18 protein-coding genes and 1 pseudogene are annotated in these 15,969 nt (G+C 50.9%); 8 read left to right on the top strand and 11 right to left on the bottom strand.

Annotation, left to right across the window (positions count from 1 at the left end; translation table 11 throughout):
• Positions 1–97 precede the first annotated feature (97 nt).
• The 3 genes and pseudogenes from EBB_RS02540 to EBB_RS02550 all read right to left on the bottom strand — a co-directional run.
• Positions 98–973: pseudogene (locus tag EBB_RS02540) on the bottom strand (DNA adenine methylase); the annotation flags it as partial.
• A gap of 36 nt (positions 974–1,009) precedes the next feature.
• On the bottom strand, positions 1,010–2,029 hold the full coding sequence (locus EBB_RS02545) for a hypothetical protein (RefSeq protein ID WP_192392326.1): 1,020 nt from the start codon (positions 2,027–2,029) through the stop codon (positions 1,010–1,012).
• Between the two features lie 17 nt (positions 2,030–2,046).
• A complete protein-coding gene (locus tag EBB_RS02550) occupies positions 2,047–3,174 on the bottom strand; it encodes a ParB/Srx family N-terminal domain-containing protein (protein WP_192392327.1) in 1,128 nt (375 codons plus the stop codon).
• Positions 3,175–3,390: 216 nt separating this feature from the next.
• On the opposite strand from EBB_RS02550, the gene EBB_RS02555 reads away from it, so the two are divergent.
• From EBB_RS02555 to EBB_RS02575, 5 genes are all read left to right on the top strand, one after another.
• On the top strand, positions 3,391–4,503 hold the full coding sequence (locus EBB_RS02555; RefSeq protein WP_192392328.1) for an ISAs1 family transposase: 1,113 nt from the start codon (positions 3,391–3,393) through the stop codon (positions 4,501–4,503).
• A 288-nt stretch (positions 4,504–4,791) separates the two neighbouring features.
• Complete coding sequence (locus EBB_RS02560) at positions 4,792–5,640, top strand: aldo/keto reductase family protein (RefSeq protein WP_192392329.1); 849 nt, start codon at positions 4,792–4,794, stop codon at positions 5,638–5,640.
• Positions 5,641–5,958: 318 nt separating this feature from the next.
• Positions 5,959–7,989: a TonB-dependent receptor plug domain-containing protein gene (locus tag EBB_RS02565; protein WP_192392330.1), complete on the top strand. Its 2,031-nt coding sequence runs from the start codon at positions 5,959–5,961 to the stop codon at positions 7,987–7,989.
• Between the two features lie 17 nt (positions 7,990–8,006).
• On the top strand, positions 8,007–8,516 hold the full coding sequence (locus EBB_RS02570) for a YfiR family protein (RefSeq protein ID WP_192392331.1): 510 nt from the start codon (positions 8,007–8,009) through the stop codon (positions 8,514–8,516).
• A complete protein-coding gene (locus EBB_RS02575) occupies positions 8,513–10,438 on the top strand; it encodes an ATP-binding protein (protein WP_192392332.1) in 1,926 nt (641 codons plus the stop codon). The genes EBB_RS02570 and EBB_RS02575 overlap by 4 nt, the downstream gene beginning before the upstream one ends.
• Positions 10,439–10,451: 13 nt before the next feature.
• Here EBB_RS02575 and EBB_RS02580 read toward each other — a convergent pair whose 3' ends face one another.
• From EBB_RS02580 to EBB_RS02595, 4 genes are read right to left on the bottom strand one after another with little or no spacing between them, the layout of a single operon-like run.
• On the bottom strand, positions 10,452–10,928 hold the full coding sequence (locus EBB_RS02580) for a CreA family protein (RefSeq protein WP_192392333.1): 477 nt from the start codon (positions 10,926–10,928) through the stop codon (positions 10,452–10,454).
• 40 nt (positions 10,929–10,968) lie between these two features.
• On the bottom strand, positions 10,969–11,445 hold the full coding sequence (locus EBB_RS02585) for an MEKHLA domain-containing protein (protein ID WP_192392334.1): 477 nt from the start codon (positions 11,443–11,445) through the stop codon (positions 10,969–10,971).
• Between the two features lie 9 nt (positions 11,446–11,454).
• A complete protein-coding gene (locus EBB_RS02590) occupies positions 11,455–12,168 on the bottom strand; it encodes an RES family NAD+ phosphorylase (protein ID WP_229427524.1) in 714 nt (237 codons plus the stop codon).
• Positions 12,153–12,557 carry an MbcA/ParS/Xre antitoxin family protein gene (locus tag EBB_RS02595; RefSeq protein ID WP_192392335.1) on the bottom strand — a complete coding sequence of 135 codons (405 nt, stop codon included), beginning with the start codon at positions 12,555–12,557 and terminating at the stop codon, positions 12,153–12,155. Before EBB_RS02595 ends, EBB_RS02590 begins: the two co-directional genes overlap by 16 nt.
• A gap of 49 nt (positions 12,558–12,606) precedes the next feature.
• On the opposite strand from EBB_RS02595, the gene EBB_RS02600 reads away from it, so the two are divergent.
• Positions 12,607–12,864, top strand: a complete 258-nt coding sequence (locus tag EBB_RS02600) for a hypothetical protein (RefSeq protein ID WP_225587208.1) — start codon at positions 12,607–12,609, stop codon at positions 12,862–12,864.
• Positions 12,865–12,998: 134 nt separating this feature from the next.
• Positions 12,999–13,259: a hypothetical protein gene (locus EBB_RS02605; RefSeq protein WP_192392336.1), complete on the top strand. Its 261-nt coding sequence runs from the start codon at positions 12,999–13,001 to the stop codon at positions 13,257–13,259.
• 12 nt (positions 13,260–13,271) lie between these two features.
• On the opposite strand, the gene EBB_RS02610 is transcribed toward EBB_RS02605, so the two are convergent.
• Positions 13,272–13,721 carry a molybdenum cofactor biosynthesis protein MoaE gene (locus EBB_RS02610; protein ID WP_192393513.1) on the bottom strand — a complete coding sequence of 150 codons (450 nt, stop codon included), beginning with the start codon at positions 13,719–13,721 and terminating at the stop codon, positions 13,272–13,274.
• A gap of 4 nt (positions 13,722–13,725) precedes the next feature.
• Entirely contained in the window at positions 13,726–13,959 is a 234-nt protein-coding gene (locus EBB_RS02615; RefSeq protein ID WP_192392337.1) for a MoaD/ThiS family protein, read from the bottom strand.
• Between the two features lie 53 nt (positions 13,960–14,012).
• On the opposite strand from EBB_RS02615, the gene moaC reads away from it, so the two are divergent.
• Positions 14,013–14,501, top strand: a complete 489-nt coding sequence (moaC, locus tag EBB_RS02620; protein WP_192392338.1) for a cyclic pyranopterin monophosphate synthase MoaC — start codon at positions 14,013–14,015, stop codon at positions 14,499–14,501.
• Between the two features lie 15 nt (positions 14,502–14,516).
• Here moaC and EBB_RS02625 read toward each other — a convergent pair whose 3' ends face one another.
• Entirely contained in the window at positions 14,517–15,098 is a 582-nt protein-coding gene (locus tag EBB_RS02625; RefSeq protein WP_192392339.1) for an outer membrane protein assembly factor BamC, read from the bottom strand.
• A 5-nt stretch (positions 15,099–15,103) separates the two neighbouring features.
• The gene (locus tag EBB_RS02630; RefSeq protein WP_192392340.1) at positions 15,104–15,922 is read right to left on the bottom strand and encodes a carbon-nitrogen hydrolase family protein; all 819 of its coding nucleotides are present in this window, start codon (positions 15,920–15,922) and stop codon (positions 15,104–15,106) included.
• Between the last annotated feature and the right edge of the window lie 47 nt (positions 15,923–15,969).

The raw sequence follows: 15,969 nt of genomic DNA on the forward strand, positions 1-15,969 counted from the left end.
CGGCAGTAGAATACATACCTGTCGTTAAAGGTAACAATAGTGCTTGATTACAAGACTTGACCCCGTTTTCGCGCTGGGTCCGGTTGGTTAATAATTATCAGGGAACCCTCTGCACTCTCTGATCAATCTTGTTACCTGAATCTCGACAAACTGAAATAGATGGTTTGGTGTTCTTCTGTACAGAGTTCTTCATGTTAGTAATCACCAATTCTTTTTCGGTTTTAGGTATCTTAGACATATACCTAAAACTCTGATGAATCTGTTGGAAATTGGCATAAAGCAATTCTATAAACTCATCTTTGTCGTAACTTAGAAGCCAAGGAAAATCTGCTTCATTCAAGACATCGGCCAATCTTTTGTGATCAACTGTTTTGTAATGAAATCTATAAAGTTGGGAGCCCTGTTTAAAATATGGGGGGTCAATATAATAAAAACATTCTTTAGTGTTTTTAGCGTTAAACTTATTTAAAAACGATAACGCATCACCAAACGTAATAAAAATACGTTCTTTTAGCTGCGCAATATTTTTAATCCGAGAAACGATGTCTTTTTTTATAAAGCGGCAATCAATTTTATATTGCGAGCTTTGGCTTCTACCGCCAATAGGTCCGCTATGTAAAACTCCAGAAAAATTTGTTCTATTTAAAAAAATACAAGCTAATGCCAATTCGACAACACGATCTTCGTCAGGCTGATCGTGTTTAAGAAGCTCTCTAAAATAATGCCATGAATCAATATTAACGCTGACGCCCTCTATTTTAGAAACCAGAGCATCCGTGTGATTAAAAACAGCTTTCCAAAAAGAATAAATAAGGGAGGGGGCTCTTTCGATCAAAGTTGCTTTACTAACAACCTCATTTGCTACGAGAGAAAGTGAAACAATAGCACTTCCTGCATACGGCTCTACTATTTCTTTTTTCTGTAAGTTATAAGTTTTAATGAAGTCTAAAACAACATTTAGAAACGTTGTCTCATTTCCAGAATACCGCGGTGGACTTAGTGTTTGTTCCTAAGCATAGACACAAGCGTCGCGAAATTTTTCGATTACATCATTCACCCATGCGCTGATTACGTCTATGTCATCTAACCTTTCAATAACTAAGTTATTATTGCATCGGCCAATTTCTAAACCCGCTTTTGCAAGTAGTGGAATTCGATATCTATAAAATAAGCTCCCAAAGCGTCTAGTTAGTACTGATATTCTATCTTGCAGCGTTTCTTTGTTGGTTGGAACAATGTTAAAAGGAATAAACATAGCAGGTATTGATCTGCTTGCAGGAGGTATTTCGAACCAATTTGCATGGAAAGCATCAATAGCCCCCGTTATGCTTTTATCAGGCCAATTATTTCCAGATGCAACTTGCCCTAATATATAGTAAGTTCCAGGAGCATTATCTTGTCTAGGGCGCCAAGCTATAATGTCGATTTCCTCATCTTTAGGATTAATAGATACACCAGGGATAGGTTCATTTCTTACCTTGCCATCGGAAAACTTTTGGTAAACGGCTGTAAGCTTAGGTAAGAAGCTAGAATGGTCTGGGCGAGGAAAGCCAAAAGAATAAGAATGCCCTTGAACTTCACCTGCCGCCGCCCAAGTGGAGCATGCTTGAAATAAATCCCTTACTTGATTATTAATAGAAAAAAAAGAGTCATCATCGAATATGGCTCTATTATTTGCGTTAGAGATAAACAAACAGAATATGTATATGACAGAACCTTCATTTAACGTATGTTTATTGAAAACAAGCTCTTCATCATTATCGCTAAATATAAAGGGGTAACAATCTCCCAGGCAATCCATTCTTTCCCGAGCAGTTTGATAAATCTTTTCTAGAAATTCATCGTCTTCGGAGCTTGAAGATGCCTGAAAATCTAGTTTTTCAGTATTTCTACGCTTATCCCACATTCTGGATAGTTCGCTAAACATTGCCACGTGAAATTCGGACGATAAAGCGTACAGTTCAAGCCAATCGCAAATTTCTTGGACATCGCTATCCAGAGGCAGCATCGCCAGCGGTGTTTCAATCATGGCATCCTTTTCCAGGATTATTTATTTTCTGATTTACCATGCTTACGTAGCATAGTCATTAATAATGTTTCTGATTTTTCAACCAGTTCTGTAGCAACTGATAGCAAAGAAGATGAACCATCGTATTTTGCAAGCAAGGCAATTGACGCATCAATTTTAAGGCTTGCCTGAACCAATGCTTCACTGAATACCGCCCCTCCGTCACGGACTTCATTGTGAGCTGTTTTAAGATCCGCACCACCTCTGATTTTTTCTAAGGCAACAGGATGAACCAATATTTCACCCAAGTTTTTTAGGTCTGGATTTTGGCTCTTGATCAGGGAGGGTTCGTCGTCTTTCTTTGAGCCGTAGAGATACGTTAAAACTTCTTTAAGTTGCGAGATTTTTTTCTGATTTACCGGTTGTTCATCCGGTGCTTGGTTCCAACCTTTAGCTAATCCCAGAAACTCTTGGTATTCTTTTCGTCCCAATGCTGTGTAAAGATGAGAGAACGCGAACCGGCCTCGATTGTAACGATCTTTAATTTCAAACAAGCGTTCGTTTTCCGCTTGCTCCAAGACTAAGACCGCGCCAATATAAGCGCGAATAGTGTCGTTATCATCGCCTAGTTGTCTGGTAATGGACTCTATAGTTAATCCATTGCTTTTATCTTTTTTATACCAGTCGGCAACGAAACGAGCCTTGGCATAGGCATCCCAACGATAAGGCCCTACGATATGTTTAAAACCTATAAACGCCTGCGCATCAACTTTTTCTTGCACTCGCCAGACGCTGACATGCATGATGGAATCAAGTACTTTTTGTGAAATAGTGGCGGGTAGTGAAACCTTACAGTCCCTAGCTAATTCGCGATCTTTAATCAGTTTGATCGCCGCGAGGCGTCTATTGCCTTCCAAGACGGTAAAACGGCCATCTGTTTTAGCCAATACAATCAAGGGTTCAAGATTAAAATAACCGTTGTTACAGATAGACTGAATCAGTTCGTCCAATGCCGCAATATCACGCAGCGAACAAATCATGTTTTTTTCGTCATGTGTAGACAGATTGTCGCCAGTCGTTAGGCGCGGATTTTCGTAATCGAAATCCAACAACGATGTTGGGCAATCTGGAGTTGCCTCGCCTATTTTTGCTTGAAATTCTGACACCTTGATAGACCTATTTTAGAACGAAGCCGGCTCAACTTAGCCATGCGGTTATCCTGTAAAATACTTATTACATTCCGCTTTAACAATAAGAATTGTAACGTATCTGCCCTCCAAAAGACATGGTAGGGCCGTAGGATGCCAGGGCAATCGCGCTAAAACGTCCTTGAAAACAGAAAGCCGTTGAGGTAATTGGTTTATCTTTTTGATTGCTAAAAGATGAGCCTGCCCAGCGCTTCGATACTTCAACATTTTGCCAACCTTGCTGATCCGCGCATCAATCGGCAGAAAAAACACCAACTCCAGGACATTTTCTTCATCACGCTGTGCGCCGTGATCTGCGGCGCCGATAACTGGGTGGAGATCGAAGAATACGGCTGCGCCAAAGAGGACTGGTTTACCGAGCAGTTGGGCCTTACCAACGGCATTCCGTCTCACGACACGTTTGGCGCAGTGTTTGCCGCCATTGACCCAACCCAATTCAGTGAGTGTTTTTCGCGTTGGGTGGCCGACTTGGCTGCGCTCACCGAGGGTGAAATCATCGCGATTGACGGTAAATGCCTGCGCCGTAGTATCGATAGCTCATCGAAGAAGGCGGCTATTCATCTGGTCAGCGCTTGGGCGCAGCAAAATCGCTTGGTCTTGGGTCAAGTCAAAGTCGACGACAAATCCAACGAAATCACGGCGATTCCCAAATTATTGGAACGGTTGGACATCGCCGGTGCTGTCATTACCATCGATGCGATGGGTTGCCAGAAGAAAATTGCCGAACAGATCGTCCGACAGGGTGGGAATTACGTGTTGAGTTTGAAAGGCAATCAAGGCAGCCTGTTGGACGATGTCGAGACGTTTTTCACCTCAGCCTTAGCGCCCGATGCTGTGGCTGTCGGCGTCGATGGCGAGCATGGCCGCCTGGAAACCCGCACGATTGCCGCCACCGATGACATCGGTTGGCTACGCGAACGCCACGACTGGCCGGGGCTGAACAGTATTCTCGCGGTCACGCTACGCCAGGAAAGCGGCCAAACAATCCGCGAAGACACCCGATATTTTATTTCCAGCCTGAAAGCCGACGATCACCGGCACCTAGCAAACGCCGTCCGCGCTCACTGGTCTATCGAGAATAATCTGCATTGGGTGCTGGATGTGGCTTTCGACGAAGACCGCAACCGCACTCGTCAGGGCCATAGCGCCGCCAACCTCGCGGTGATTCGGCATATCGCCTTGAATCTACTCAAGAACGAAACCTCCCGCAAGGTTGGAATTAAAGTCAAACGCAAGCGTGCCGGTTGGGATAATGACTATTTGCTGCGCTTGATTCGAGGAATTTAAGCGCGATTGCCCTGCGTAGGATGCTGAACAGCGTGAAGTACATCGTTCGCGATTGGTGCGGTTCGTAAACTCGCCACACCCTACGGCTGCTTTAGGCTGGACATTTCTCATTGGGATTTTTGTTCCATCTGGCGGCTTTTGGCCGAACTAAACCGATCAAAAATATTCAACCTCCCTTTTTCGGTCACTTCATAATAACTTCACTCGAAAATTCCGACGTTCTAGCTATCCCGGCAATTGACGCCCACGCCGTGATCACCGAAGATCAAGGCTTTTACGGGAGCTGTGATGAGCACCAACGACTTTATTATTTCCGCCGCCGGCGTGCGTATGCCGGGGATTATTTATGGTACGGCCTGGAAGCAGGAGCGGACCGCCGCGCTGGTGGAACAGGCGCTGACGCTGGGGTTTCGCGGCATCGATACGGCTTGCCAGCCCAAACATTATCACGAGGCCGGGGTTGGCGAAGGCGTGTCGGCGGCTTGCCGGACATTAGGTTTGGCGCGCGCCGATCTTTACTTGCAAAGCAAATTCACGCCGCTGAACGGCCACGATCCGCTACGGATACCTTACGATGCCAAGGCCAGTCTGCCCGAGCAAGTCGCACAATCGTTCCAGGTTTCGTTAAAAAATCTGCAAACCGATTATCTGGATGGCTTGGTGCTGCATTCGCCGTTGGCGGACCGCAAGCAATTGCTGGAGGTTTGGCAAGCGCTGGAAGCGATCCAGCAAAGCGGCGGCGCTAAGCAATTGGGCATCAGTAATTGCTACGATCCGGCCTTGTTCGAGTTTTTGTACGAAAACGCCACGGTTAAACCCGCCGTGTTGCAGAACCGGTTTTATGCCGATACCGGCTACGATAAACAGCTGCGGGCGTTTTGCCGGCAGCGGCAAATCGTCTACCAAAGCTTCTGGACGCTGACGGCCAACCCCAAAATCCTGGCTGACGCGGCTGTGAATGCGTTGGCGGAAAAATACCAGCGCGGCCCGGCGCAAATATTCTTCCGCTATTTAACGCAGAACGGCATCGTGCCGTTAACCGGCACTACATCCGCCGCACATATCCGCGAGGATTTGGCTATTTTCGATTTTGAGTTGACTAGCGCGGAATGCGCGGCAGTGGCGGCCTTGCTTTAAGCATAGCTCGACAGCGCGAAGAATCAGTACCCAATACTCCCGGCGGAGGACGTCGAAAAAACGGCAACTCCCCCGGCACAGGCTTATAGAACGGTGGTAAATTACTGTTTTATAAGCCTCATCCTAACCTTCTTCCGAGGGGAGAAGGAACAAAACCCTGTTTTACGACACCTGCGAGGAGAGGCTTTTATTCAATCCCGCAGGCTGGCTAGTTTGCCATGGTTCTCTATTGACCCAGCCCATCATCAACTGATTTGCCCAGTTAACGCTTAAGGCTTTTATAATAACGGCAACCTTGCCTCTCCACGCCTAAATGTCATGCTGATTAACCGTTATCTGCGTCAATTCGCCTACTTTTGCAGCGGACTTTGTCTGGCAAATATGCAAGTGCTTGCTCAAGGAAACCCGGCCGACATCGAAGCGACCAACGAATTGCTGCCGCTAAGTTGGGAGGAACTCACCGAACTGGAAGTATCCAGCCTGGCGCGGCAAGAACAAACCGTCAAGGACAGCCCAGCCGCAGCGTTCGTGATCACCTCGGAAGACATCCGCCGTTCCGGCGCCACCAGCCTGCCCGAGGTTTTGCGCATGGTGCCGGGCATGAATGTGGCTAAAATCAATGCCTGGAATTGGGCGGTGAGCGCACGCGGTTTTAACGATTTGTACGCCAACAAGCTGCAAGTGATGATAGACGGCCGCAGCATCTACGATCCACTGATCAGCGGCGTGTATTGGGGCCAGCAAAACCCGTCGCTGCCGGACATTGAACGCATCGAAGTATTACGCGGCCCCAGCGGCAGTTTGTGGGGGGCCAATGCCGTGAACGGCACCATCAACATCATCACCCGTTCGGCTCGCGATACCCAGGGCGGCTTGCTCAATGCCGGCGGCGGCACCGAGGAGCGCGGTTTCGGCGGGATTCGCTACGGCCAAAAGTTGTCTGAATCGACATTCTTGCGCGGCACCATCAGTACGATGGTGCGCGACGCCAGTATTGATTTGGCCGGCCGGCAAGATACCCACGACACCGGCGATACCGAGACCGCCAATTTTCGGTTGGACAGCCAACTCAGCGCCCAGGACAAATTGATGCTGGAAGCCAACGTCTCCCGCTACCGGCTGGGGGGTTACTATATCGGCAAAACCTCGACGACAGCGCCGCTGTGGCAAAACGACGATTTCGGCAGAGACGGCGTAACCGGCAGTTTGCAGGGCAACTGGTCGCATCGCACCGACAGCGGCCACGATTGGCGATTGAATATGGCGTTTACCCAAACCGAATGGCAATTGGCGGTCAATCGGATGAGCCGCTCGCATTACGACCTGGATTTTCAACATACCCTGCCGGCCATCATCGACAACCACAAACTGATGTGGGGGTTGAATTATCAGAATATCGCCGATAGTTTCGACAATACCCTAACCCTGGGCTTTGAGCCGAATCAATTCACGCAACACAATGTCGGGGTATTTTTACAGGATCAAATCGATTTAACGGACGATCTTAAACTGACTATTGGCAACCGGGTGGAGCATTTCACCTTTACCGGCTGGGAAACCGAACCCAACGCTCGGCTGCTGTGGACACCCAACAAGCAGCACAGCTTGTGGGCGGCAGTGTCGCGAGCCGTAGTCTTGCCAAATCGGGCGCAACACAGCATTCGTTTATTCAAACAAATCCCGGATACCAACCGGTTTTTCGAAGCCAAAGCCAACCCGGACATGCTCACGGAAAACTTGCTGGCCTACGAATTGGGCTGGCGTTGGCAAGTTTCCACGAGTTTCGATATTGATAGCGCCTTGTTTTACAACATCTATGATCGGATGCAAGGCACCAAATTTACCAGTGTGACCTATAACAACCCTATTTTCGGCACTATCAAACAGGCCACCGTGGCCAATTACCGGCAAGTGGACAGTTACGGCCTGGAGTTGGCGGTCAATTACCGGGTAAATCCCGATTGGCGGCTGCAAGCGTCGTATAGTGCCAACCAATTCTCGGTCAATTACGATAAAAATCAGCCCTGGTTTCGCGATCCGCTCACCGAAGAACATTTCAATCCGCAACACAATGTCTCACTGCGCTCTTTGTACAACCTGACCAGCGAAATCGAACTGGACGCCTGGGCCCGTTATGTCGATGAAGTGTATATCGACCGACGCAGCATTCCGGCCTATATCTCGCTGGACTTGCGGCTGGGCTGGCACCCGCATAAAAATTTGGAGTTATCGATCAGCGGGCAAAATCTGCTGGATAACCAGCATCCGGAATTCAGCGACGTACTGTACATACCGGTCGCCAGCCAGATTCAACGCGGCTATCTGGCGCAAATCTCCTGGCATTTTTAAGACGGTTGATAGCGCCCATGCGTCTGCTCACCCTTTTGCTACTCAGCGTCTGCGTTTGGTTCGCCGGATCAGCGCGCGCGCAGGAAAATAGCCAAAGCCGTGAGTTTCAATTAAAGACCGCCTATCTGTTCCATTTTGCAGAATTGGCGCAATGGCCGACTACCAAGCCGGTGACGATTTGTTTGCAAGGCCACAGCCTGTTACGCGCCTATCTGCCGGTTTTGGAAGGCCAGCAAATCAACGGTAATGCGGTTCATGTCAATCTGGCCGACGCCCCCGACATTACCCAATGCAGCATCTTATTTCTAAGCGACTTGGCCGGCTTAACACCGGTATTGACCGAGCAAGCCCGCCTGCATCATGTGTTGTTGGTCGGCGACGTGGAAAACTTTGCTAACCACGGGGGTATGGTGCAATTTACGTTGCGCGACAACAGGTTAAAACTGGTGGTAAATTTAGCCGCGGTGAAATCAGCCGATTTAAAGCTGAGTTCGAAATTACTGCGGATGGCCGAAATAATAGAATGACAGCGTCAACAAATCCTCGCATTTCCATCAGCCGCAAGCTGGGTAAAATCCTGCGAGTGATGGTGATGTTAAGCCTGATGGTGGCGACGGTGTCGCTGTCGATTCGGGAATATTCGGCTTTGCAGCAGAACATTGGTCAAAAACTGACCTTGACCGCGAATATGATCGGCCAAAACAGCAGCTTTGCCTTGTTGTTCGACGATAATCAAACCGCCCAGGAAGTATTGGATGCGCTGGCCCACGATCCGGACATCATCGCCGGGCAAATCCAAACCCCCAGCGGCGTCACGCTGGTCCGTTACGCAAAACCGGCAAGCAATTGGCACGGCTGGTGGCCGGCCTGGCTATCGAAAACCAGGCAGATCACCCTGCCGATTTTGCATAAAAATAAACAGATTGTCGGCCACATTACCCTGGTTGCCGACCTGAAACGCTCTTACCACTCCTTGCTGTTCAATACCCTGATTAACACCGGCATTATCCTGATCGCCTTGAGTGTGGTGGCCTTGTATGTGCAGCGTTTGCAGCGTTCGTTTTTGGGGCCCTTGTTGAAATTGGCCAATACCGCGCGTCAAATCGAAAAAGACCACGATTACAGCCGGCGCTCGGATTATTCCGGTAACGACGAAATCAGCGATTTGGCCGAAGCCTTTAATAATATGCTCGCGCAAATCCAGGCGCACGAGACCGATTTGGAAAGCCAGGTGCGAAGCCGCACGCAGGAGCTTGAGCTCGCCAAACGGGATGCGGAATCCGCCAATCAGGCCAAGGGCCAGTTCCTGGCCAATATGAGCCATGAAATCCGCACGCCGATGAACGCGATTGTCGGCTTGGTGGAGCTGTGCCTAAATAGCGAACTGAGCTTTAAACAGCGCGAATATCTGAAACGGGTGGAGTCGTCCGCGCATTCCTTGATGACACTGATCGGCGACATTCTGGATTTCTCCAAAATGGAAGCCGGCAAAATGCAGATGGAGACCATACCCTTTCTACTGGAAGAGATGCTGGAGCATGTGTTTTCCACCATGTTGCAACTTAGCGCGAATAAGGGGATTCAACTAATCAGGCCGCCGGCCGGCGAGTATCATGCGGTAATCGGCGACCCGCAACGGCTGCGGCAGGTTTTAATCAATCTCATCGGTAACGCCATCAAGTTTACCGAGCACGGCGAGATAACCGTCAGCTTCAGCGAAATCAGCCGCGATGCGCGCTCGGTGCGTCTGCAATTCGCCATCAGCGACACCGGCATCGGCATCACCGCCGAACAGCAAACCAAGTTGTTCCAGGCTTTTAGCCAGGGCGACAGCAGCGTGACCCGCAACTACGGCGGCACCGGCTTGGGTTTGATAATCTCCAAACAATTGATAGAGCAAATGGCCGGCAGCATAGAAGTCCGCAGCGAACCCGGCGTCGGCTCCACCTTTACCTTTAACGTGCTGCTGGGTGCCACCGATTTGAATACCATCCGCAATTTCCAAATCCGCCGTCACCGCACCAGCATAGACATCGGTAAATTGGCGCGGCTGCAGGGGCGGCGGGTGTTGCTGGTGGAAGATAACGAAATCAACCGTATCGTCGCCATCGAGCTGTTGGAACAAGCGCAATTAGCGGTGGATATTGCCGAAAACGGCGAACTGGCCTTGGAGAAGTTGCGGCATAACCACTACGACTGTGTGCTGATGGATGTGCAAATGCCGGTGATGGACGGCTACCAAGCTACCCGGCTGTTACGGCAAATCCCGGCGTGCCGCGACCTACCGGTCATTGCGATGACCGCCAACGTGATGCACGGCGATCATCAACACTGCCTGGCCGCCGGCATGAACGACTTCATCGGCAAACCGATTCTGCCGGCCACGCTTTACGAGGCCTTATTGAAATGGATGAAACCCGTTGCCGACCAACCTTTGGACCTGGGATAGGGTTCACAACGCCCTATCTACCCCAAGGCATCACCGGCACAGTCGACACGCTGTTGGCCGGCGCGCCTTCGATCACTCTGCGACTAATCGCCAAATAAACCAGGGTATTGTGCTTGGCATCCCACAAACGGGTAATGTTGGTGGACTTGAAAAACAGCGAGGTGCTTTCCGAAAACACGGTTTCTTCCGTGCTCAGTTTGGCAGGCAATGTGATCGGGCCGATTTGCCGGCAAGCCAGCGAAAATTCCGACGGATCTTCCGACAGACCCAAACCGCCGGAAATACCCCCCGATCTGGCCTGGCTGATATGGCAAATCACGTTAGGGATTTTCGGATCTTCAAACGCATCGACGCAGACCTTGTGATTGGCACCGATCAGTTTCCAGGCCGTAGTTACGCAACCCACTTCATCGGCCTGCGCCGCGCCCGCCAGCATTAGCAACACGCCGCAGCATAAGCGGCCGCTACGTTTTAAGGATGTTTTCAACATAAATTTCTCGCAGACAATGAGTTGATCGGAATGGACGAGCTCAGGGTAACAAGCGCCAGTCGCTAAAACAAGCCGCCTGGCCGTAATACGCTTGCGCATTATCGTAGACATTCCACACCACCGCCCGCTCGATCAAAAAACGCTTACCGGATTTGGCGATACGCACGCCGCTGTAATTGTCGATATAACCCTGGCTGGTCACTTGATTCAGCAAGCGCTCGCGTTCCTCGCGGTTGACGGGTTCCGCCGAAAAACGCGACGGCATGCCGATAAATTCCGGCCAACTTAGTTCGAATAAATCTTGTGCGGTGCAGTTGGCGTAATTGAATACAGGATCGGCGGCGGTGTCGTGAGATAGCAAAGCAAAATCGGCTTCATAGACTTGCCGGCCCAACGCCATGTTTGCGGACGTTTCCAATAGCGGCTTGCCCAGTAGTTGCTGATAGCTTTGGAGCAGCAATTGGATATGGGTCTCGTAAAAATCGTTTTCTTGGCTGGGTGCTGGCAAATCGAGCATGGTTATCCGTTACACACCGGGCTGGTAAAGTTCTTTTTTATAAACCGTGCTGATTTGCCGGCCGTCCCACACATAGCAATAATGCGCGCCTTGTTTGACCGGCGCCAGCAAACGCGGTTTAAACACCGCCACACATTCGCCACCGGCAGCGCGCACGCTGGAATAGACGATACCGTCCGCGCCGTCTGCTCGCAACTGCCTGGCCCAGGCCTGCGCGGCAGCGTAATTGCCGGTGTCGGCGTCGTAAATTTCCGATAATTCGGTTTGCCGGCCGCGAATGTCGTGCAAATCGGCATTCAAATCCGACGCATAGCTGCGCATGTCGATGTCAATCGGTGCCTGTTGCGTCGCGGCCATAAACCGATTGCGATGAAAACGGGTCTCGGCAATCGCGGTATCGATGTCCTTGGCCGCGTAATACACGCCGTAACTGCCGTCACAAAACCGGCTGCCTTCCGGATTGAGATGCGTGAAGGCCGCCATGATAGGTGTAGTCCCCGGTCCGACAATCCGGTCCGCCGCCGCGACCAAGCTGATTTCGCCGGCTTCATCGCGCAGCCTGTCGTTAGTCAACGCTTCGATAGCAAACACCACGTCCAGGTCGGCCGGGTCGGCCACTCTGTCGAATAAACCCGTGGGCGGAAACCGGCTGGGCACCAAGCGCCAGCAAGGCCGCCAATCTATCCGACTGATTTTCGCTACCACCATCAGGCCCAACCGCACTGCGCATCCAGATACTGGCGCACCACGTATAAATCCGCCACTCGCCCGGACAACATGCGTTGCAACGCAGATTGCCCGGAAAACAGCGCCGCCTGATTGGCTTGATGCAGCCAGCCATCCGCCGCGTCCGGCTTAGGCAGTAAAATCTGCAAGGCTTTATAAATCCCAAAGATATAAGACAGCCTTTCCAGTTTATCGGCGTTAAGACTGGCGCTTTCCGGGTTTTTCTTCCATTTAAAATACGTGCTGCGCGAATCCAGCCCCAGTAAAACCATCGCCTGCTCGACATTCAAACCCCAGGCATCGGCGATATTAAAAAAGGTCCGTAATGCCGCGCCGGCCACCAGCGCGCTGTCGGCCGGTAAATGCGCTTGAGCGGTAAATAACATAAGCCCTCCAAACAACTTATCTAAACTTTTAGTTAAAATAAGTCTATTTATGGACTTTGTCAAAGGGGATTTGGACTTGGATGCAAAACTGGCGATGCTTTGGGCCGAGGGGCCTTTCGATCATGTCCATACGCAGATGGACGACATGCAGTTCGATATCGCTTGTCGCGGCTACGCAGTTGCCCAGTTGGCCGTGTTCGAAAAGTATCTGGGCTGGTTTTTCTGGAGCTATAAAACCGAGAATATGCCACAATGGAATTTTCGAGAATGCGTCGAGCGTGGCTGGTTACCGGGTATGTATGCTTGACGGTTGGAGCGATTGCTAAAATATTTGGTATTTTAAGTGGGGGATTTACGTTCTGGAACGTCTTACTATTAACAGCATCGTAGCAATCATGCCGAATGGGTATGCTTTAGCCGATAATGATGATTAGGTGTAATATGAAAACAAGACGATCTCGAACCAAATTGGACAAAATGTCGCCGGAAGCCTTGGATGCCTGCTTTCCGTCGGCGCGCTATTTTCAAGTTCACTTCGAATATCTGCATGAAACCATCAATGAACTGAAACAGCAGCTTACTCAGTCCAACCAGCAAATTGCCGAACTGCAACAGCAGCTGCAAGCCCAGTCATTGGCCGAAATGCCAACGGTAAATTACGCTGCCGAGTCAAAGGCCACCGGTAATTTGCGCCAGTCTTAACTGGCATTACGGTTACTTTGAATAGCCGTCACTGTTCTTTTCGACCCAGCGTATTTGCCCGGATTCCAAGGTTTCCCGTTTCCAAAACGGCGCCTGGCTTTTCAAGTTTTCCATAATGAAGCGGCTGGCATCAAAAGCGTCGCCGCGGTGCGCGGACCACACGGCCACCAGCACCAGCGTATCGTTGGGCAATATCTGGCCGATGCGATGGATCAGCAACACGTCCAACAATTGCCACTGGCCTTGGGCTTGTTCGACAACACGCTGCAATTGCTTTTCGGTCATCCCCGGATAATGCTCCAGGTACATACCGCGTACCTCGTCGCCTTGATTGAAGTCGCGCATGGTGCCGACGAAAACGCCGGTGGCGCCGTATTTGCCGGCCATGTCGACAGCTTGGGCTTGAAAGTCGACCAATTCTTGCCAGGGATCGAAAATCTCGGCGCTAAGTTTGATGGTCATCATTTCAACCTCCGGTGACCGGGGGGAAAAACGCGACGTCGTCGCCATCGCTAACCTTGGCATCCAGACCGACGTACTCCATATTCACCGCCGCCAACAGCGTATCGGGTATGTCCATGTTCGGATTAAGCCGTTGCCAAACCTCAACTACCGTCAGCGGCGCCTCGATTGTCAGTTCGTCGCCGCTCCGGCCAATCCGGTCCTTCAAGCTTGCAAAGTAAAGCACTTTAATCGACATCTTTATTCACCCGGTAATACAATGCTTGGCTGATTTCACTTGCCTAGTATGCCATGTCCCATTCGCCGCTCACTCATTTTAATGCCGCCGGAGAAGCCCATATGGTGGATGTCGGGGATAAGGCCATCACCCAGCGTCAAGCGGTTTGCGAGGGTTACATAGAGATGCAGCCGGAAACCTTGGCGCTGATTGTGGCCGGTACCCACAAGAAGGGCGATGTGCTGGGCATCGCCCGCATTGCCGGCATCATGGCCAGTAAAAAAACCGCCGACCTGATTCCCTTATGCCACCCCTTGCCGATCAGCCATGTCGAGCTTAGCCTGCAAGCCCAAATCGACTTGAGTCGCGTGTATTGTCAAACCATCGTGAAGACCGCCGGCCAAACCGGCGTGGAAATGGAAGCCCTCACCGCGACGCAGATTGCTTTGCTGACTATTTACGATATGTGCAAAGCCGTGGATCGCGGCATGACGATTCAAGGGGTGCGTTTGCTAGAAAAAAGCGGCGGCAAGTCCGGGCATTGGCGCCGGGACGACGCTTAATTCAAGCCTTCCCGCTTACTCGTCGGCCTTCTTGTCAGGTGGGCGGTTGATGATTTTTTCGTCTATGGCCTTGTGCAGCAGGCGAATCAGTTCTGCCGAGCCATCTTCGCCAAACTCCAGGTCTTCCGGTTTTGTCAGGCTGGCGTTGACGGTTAAGCCACGCCGCTCTTCTTTCAATTTGATGGTGTATTCGGCTTCATCGTAATCATTATTCAATAAAGCGCGCAACAAGCCGACATCCTTGCCGCTGGTGTCGGGGTCATAACGCACCTGAAAGCGTTGATCTTCCTGGCTTTTATCCAGCACTTCGATATTGCTGATTTTCAATGCCGTAGCAACCATTTCCCAAGCCCGGTCGGGGCGGGTATTCAAAGTAAGTACGGGTTTGCCGGCATCGTCGGTAAACGCCATCAAATCGGCAAGAGCCGATTTGGGTTTCAAATCATCGACGGCTAATGCCGGTTGCGGATTGGTATGTTCTATCGGCAAAACCGGCGGCAGTTCCAGGTGGTGGGTGTCGCGGTATTTGTCCGGCGCATCCGCGCAAGCTACCAGCAACAGGCAAGGCAGGCTGTAAGTCAGCGTTCTCAACAACATAAGGCTCACTCGCAAAAAAAGCGTCTATGTTCCAGCACCGGGAAAGACAGGCGGGTTTTTTCCAGGCGGCTTTTATCAACTTCGGCGCTGACAAAGCCAGGGCCGGTTTTGTAACAATCCAGCACCACGCCCCAAGGATCGATCACCATGCTGTGGCCGTAGGTTTGCCGGCCGTTCATATGAAAGCCGCCTTGGTTTGGCGCAATGACGTAGCAAAGGTTTTCGATGGCGCGGGCCCGCAATAACACTTCCCAGTGCGCGGCGCCGGTTTTGGCAGTAAACGCGGAAGGGATGACCAATATGTCCAGGCCTTGCCGGGTCATCGGCCGAAAAAATTCCGGGAAGCGCAAATCGTAGCAAACCGCCACGCCCAGCCGGCCGAACGGCGTATCGATCACGCAGGAAGCGTCGCCGGCTTCCACCGAGTCGGACTCGCGGTATTCCTCGGCGGTATCCGGCACGCTGACGTCAAACAAATGCACTTTGTCGTAACGGGCGACTCGCTCGCCCTGCTCGTTGTAAATCAAACAAGCCGCGCGGACTTTATTGGGGGCGGAGGCCTGCATCGGCATGGTGCCACCTATTACCCAGATGCCGTATTTTTTTGCGGTGGCAGCCAGAAAATCCTGAATCGGGCCGTTTCCATCCTGCTCGCTGACTTTAACCTTGTCGTATTCATTCATACCCATGATGGCAAAGTTTTCCGGCAAGGCTACCAGTTTCGCACCGGCTTTTACGGCTTCGGCGATCTGTTTCTCGGCTTCGAGCAAATTGGCGCTGACTTGCGGTCCGGAGGCCATCTGGATGGCGGCACATATGGTCATGAGGTGTCCCTGATTCTAATTGTTTTCGATAGTTTTAACTGTTGGGG

The sequence above is a fragment of the Methylomonas fluvii genome, from assembly GCF_014850975.1.
GTDB classification, from domain to species: Bacteria; Pseudomonadota; Gammaproteobacteria; order Methylococcales; family Methylomonadaceae; genus Methylomonas; species Methylomonas fluvii.

Coding starts and splice junctions, on each gene's coding strand:
- EBB_RS02615 (WP_192392337.1), bottom strand. CDS start 13,959: ATGTCGATTAAAGTGCTTTACTTTGCAAGCTTGAAGGACCGGATTGGC.
- EBB_RS02555 (WP_192392328.1), top strand. CDS start 3,391: ATGAGCCTGCCCAGCGCTTCGATACTTCAACATTTTGCCAACCTTGCT.
- EBB_RS02600 (WP_225587208.1), top strand. CDS start 12,607: ATGGACTTTGTCAAAGGGGATTTGGACTTGGATGCAAAACTGGCGATG.
- EBB_RS02570 (WP_192392331.1), top strand. CDS start 8,007: ATGCGTCTGCTCACCCTTTTGCTACTCAGCGTCTGCGTTTGGTTCGCC.
- EBB_RS02545 (WP_192392326.1), bottom strand. CDS start 2,029: ATGATTGAAACACCGCTGGCGATGCTGCCTCTGGATAGCGATGTCCAA.
- EBB_RS02605 (WP_192392336.1), top strand. CDS start 12,999: ATGAAAACAAGACGATCTCGAACCAAATTGGACAAAATGTCGCCGGAA.
- EBB_RS02625 (WP_192392339.1), bottom strand. CDS start 15,098: ATGTTGTTGAGAACGCTGACTTACAGCCTGCCTTGCCTGTTGCTGGTA.
- EBB_RS02630 (WP_192392340.1), bottom strand. CDS start 15,922: ATGACCATATGTGCCGCCATCCAGATGGCCTCCGGACCGCAAGTCAGC.
- EBB_RS02575 (WP_192392332.1), top strand. CDS start 8,513: ATGACAGCGTCAACAAATCCTCGCATTTCCATCAGCCGCAAGCTGGGT.
- EBB_RS02580 (WP_192392333.1), bottom strand. CDS start 10,928: ATGTTGAAAACATCCTTAAAACGTAGCGGCCGCTTATGCTGCGGCGTG.
- EBB_RS02560 (WP_192392329.1), top strand. CDS start 4,792: ATGAGCACCAACGACTTTATTATTTCCGCCGCCGGCGTGCGTATGCCG.
- EBB_RS02610 (WP_192393513.1), bottom strand. CDS start 13,721: ATGACCATCAAACTTAGCGCCGAGATTTTCGATCCCTGGCAAGAATTG.
- EBB_RS02565 (WP_192392330.1), top strand. CDS start 5,959: ATGCTGATTAACCGTTATCTGCGTCAATTCGCCTACTTTTGCAGCGGA.
- moaC (WP_192392338.1), top strand. CDS start 14,013: ATGTCCCATTCGCCGCTCACTCATTTTAATGCCGCCGGAGAAGCCCAT.
- EBB_RS02595 (WP_192392335.1), bottom strand. CDS start 12,557: ATGTTATTTACCGCTCAAGCGCATTTACCGGCCGACAGCGCGCTGGTG.
- EBB_RS02585 (WP_192392334.1), bottom strand. CDS start 11,445: ATGCTCGATTTGCCAGCACCCAGCCAAGAAAACGATTTTTACGAGACC.